The sequence below is a fragment of the Peribacillus sp. P4_C12 genome (assembly GCF_056402095.1).
In genome coordinates this window covers 1-2,637 of sequence record NZ_JBFUIB010000496.1, presented here as the reverse complement: position 1 = coordinate 2,637, position 2,637 = coordinate 1, and the positions used below count along the sequence as shown (strand labels likewise).

At 28.3% G+C, this 2,637-nt stretch carries 2 protein-coding genes; both read right to left on the bottom strand.

All coding sequences use genetic code 11. From position 1 onward, the window contains the following. Nucleotides 1-1,564: 1,564 nt before the first annotated feature. The gene (locus AC1DUW_RS25465; RefSeq protein WP_152952274.1) at nt 1,565-1,717 is read right to left on the bottom strand and encodes a YfhD family protein; all 153 of its coding nucleotides are present in this window, start codon (nt 1,715-1,717) and stop codon (nt 1,565-1,567) included. Nucleotides 1,718-1,933: 216 nt separating this feature from the next. Next, nucleotides 1,934-2,461 carry a GNAT family N-acetyltransferase gene (locus tag AC1DUW_RS25460; protein ID WP_053346089.1) on the bottom strand — a complete coding sequence of 176 codons (528 nt, stop codon included), beginning with the start codon at nt 2,459-2,461 and terminating at the stop codon, nt 1,934-1,936. Nucleotides 2,462-2,637 lie beyond the last annotated feature (176 nt).

Sequence of the window (2,637 nt, the reverse complement as noted above, 5' to 3'; positions counted from 1 at the left end):
GCCCATTCGATGATAAAAGGGAAGATGGAAAACTCGTAAACTAAAATTACATAATTTGCTAAATGTGGATTATTCCATTAAGATAATCTGCTAACCTTTTCTTTCTAGTTTACATAACACTTATTATAGGAAGTAATATTTTAATTGTTAATTTCGTCTCATATCTTAAGAAAACTTAACAAAGTGAGACGGAAACTCAGATTTTTATTATTTATAATCTGTTTTATTTATTAATTTTAGAAATTACATTTAGTTAGAACAAATCAAATAATTATCATATATCATAATTTCGTTAAAAATTTGATTGATTTAGAATCTCAGCATTATAATGTGTTTTTTATTTTTCATTATTGCGGTTCTTACTAATTTCACAGAAAGTTCAATTCTTATGTAATTTAATTTACTTTTACTTAATTCTATAATTATCTGCTAATTTCTTCTGGCTACGTATATAAATGATTTTCAATCTTTATTTTAACCAGGATCTAATATTTCATTCGTAGTTTATTTCGGATTTCTCCCAAATTAAATCCAGCATTAATTATCACAATGTTTCCTCACGATTTGTTTACAAAAAGCTCTTACAAATTCAGCAAATATTTTGCTCTGTACTTGGTATCCTTCAACGTAAAAAATCAAAAAGAAATAAAATGACGAATTTATTATTCTGAAATATATAAATATCAGCAAAATGAGAAATATTTCGGGTTAACACTTCGAATAAGTTATATTAAAATAATTTATATACAAAAAAAAACGGAAATTCCTTATTGAATTGAATAAATCCATCAAAAATTATGCAATTGTTTAATTAACAACCTGAAATATCATAAGTTCCGCTTACCAATAAGAAATAATAAGATAGTCTTCTCTCTCTACCCACATAATTCTCATAATACCGTTAATATGTTTTATTATTAGTTAACTGTTTATTGCTAATGCTACTTAAACAAAGTTGTGTTTGAAAAAGCTGTTAGAGGAACGGTTAGCATAAATAACTTTCAGAAATATGTTAATAAATATCAAACATTTTGATCAAATATTAAATCCGCTCTTAGGTAGATTAATGCTGAATTAATTAACCATTCTTATTAAGCACACAAGGAAATAATGATGGAGAAAAACAAAGTAGATCCGCTTTCATATGATCAAACTTAATTACATCATAATAAAGATATTATGACTTATAATGTTAAACATAACATTACGTTTGAGTCTCTTTTCCGCTATATTAAACACAATCATGCTCAAATAGCTACTAAGTCATTTCAAGTAGTATTCTGTAATGTACTTAAAAATCACTAAACAACTAAGCATTTCGAGAAAAGGATACGAAATACAAAGATTCAGCTATCAGAGAGTACTTTCGCATATTACGCGATAATTAATAGCTTTAAGGTAAAATAAGTTACTGAATATGAAAACAATATGATCTTTTCAACATATAGCTTTGTAAACCTTAACATTGATTTTTAAACATACAAAAGAGACCACTTATTGTGGCCCCTTTTGTATCTGTTTTACGAAATTTAATAAAGGCATGCAATCAATCCGTATCTTAGTTTCATTTAGGTCTTGTAGCTCTTATTTTCGGACTTTCACCTAGCTCACGAGAAAACTCTTCATTAACACGTTCCGGTTCTATTTTTAAGTTTTTGGGAGTTTGAGGTAATGATTTTTTTCTGCTAGATGATTTTTGATTGTTTGATCTTCCCATAATATTGCCTCCTAACTAAATTTTAATCATTATTAGTATGGCTAGGAATCACGATTATATATCTTTAGATTAGCTCATGAACAAATATTTTATCTTAATAACAGTTTTTTTGGACAGCTCCTTCTTATACTACTAACGTATGAGTTAGTTCATAAAAAAAAGCGATCCTTATTTAAGAATCGCGCTCTTTTATTGAACCCTTTTTTAGGTATTACCTTATTCAAAAAATGCACTTGGATATTCAACAACTCCTGAAATATTATAAAGAGCATTTTCTTGCAAYTCCAATGCCATAAATGCCTCTTCTGGTACTTCGAAAGGTGCTTTTATTCCCCATAAAGATGTTTTTTCAAACCCGAATTTCGGATAATACTCTGGGTGCCCTAGTACAACAACAGAATTGTATTCAAGTTCTTTTGCTTTTTTTAATGCTTCAAGAATTAAGAGTCTTCCTATACCTTTATTTTGATACTCTGGCAAGACTGAAACAGGAGCAAGGGCAAGTGATTCAGCAAATTGATTGTCATTATTAATTTTTATTTTAGATAAAAGAATATGGCCAACAATTTCTTTATTCACGGCCACTAAAGATAAATTTGGAATAAATGCGTCGGACTTTCTAATACGAGACACCAATTCATGTTCTTTTTTATCACTAAACTCCATATTAGCAAATGCACTTTTTACAACTTTTTCAGTAATTTTATAATCCTCAGATAGTTCCCGCCTAATTGTAATGCTCATTTATAAATCTCCTAACTCATATAGCTTATATTTTTAAATTAAGCCGTATTTTATCATATTTTTTTCGTCAACTAACCTGATCCTTTATTTACTTAAGAAAGAGGTTGCAACAGCAGAACTTCCCTTTAAGTAAAGCATCAATGACCTGGTTTAGTTGAGTAATCTATGTAGAGAAT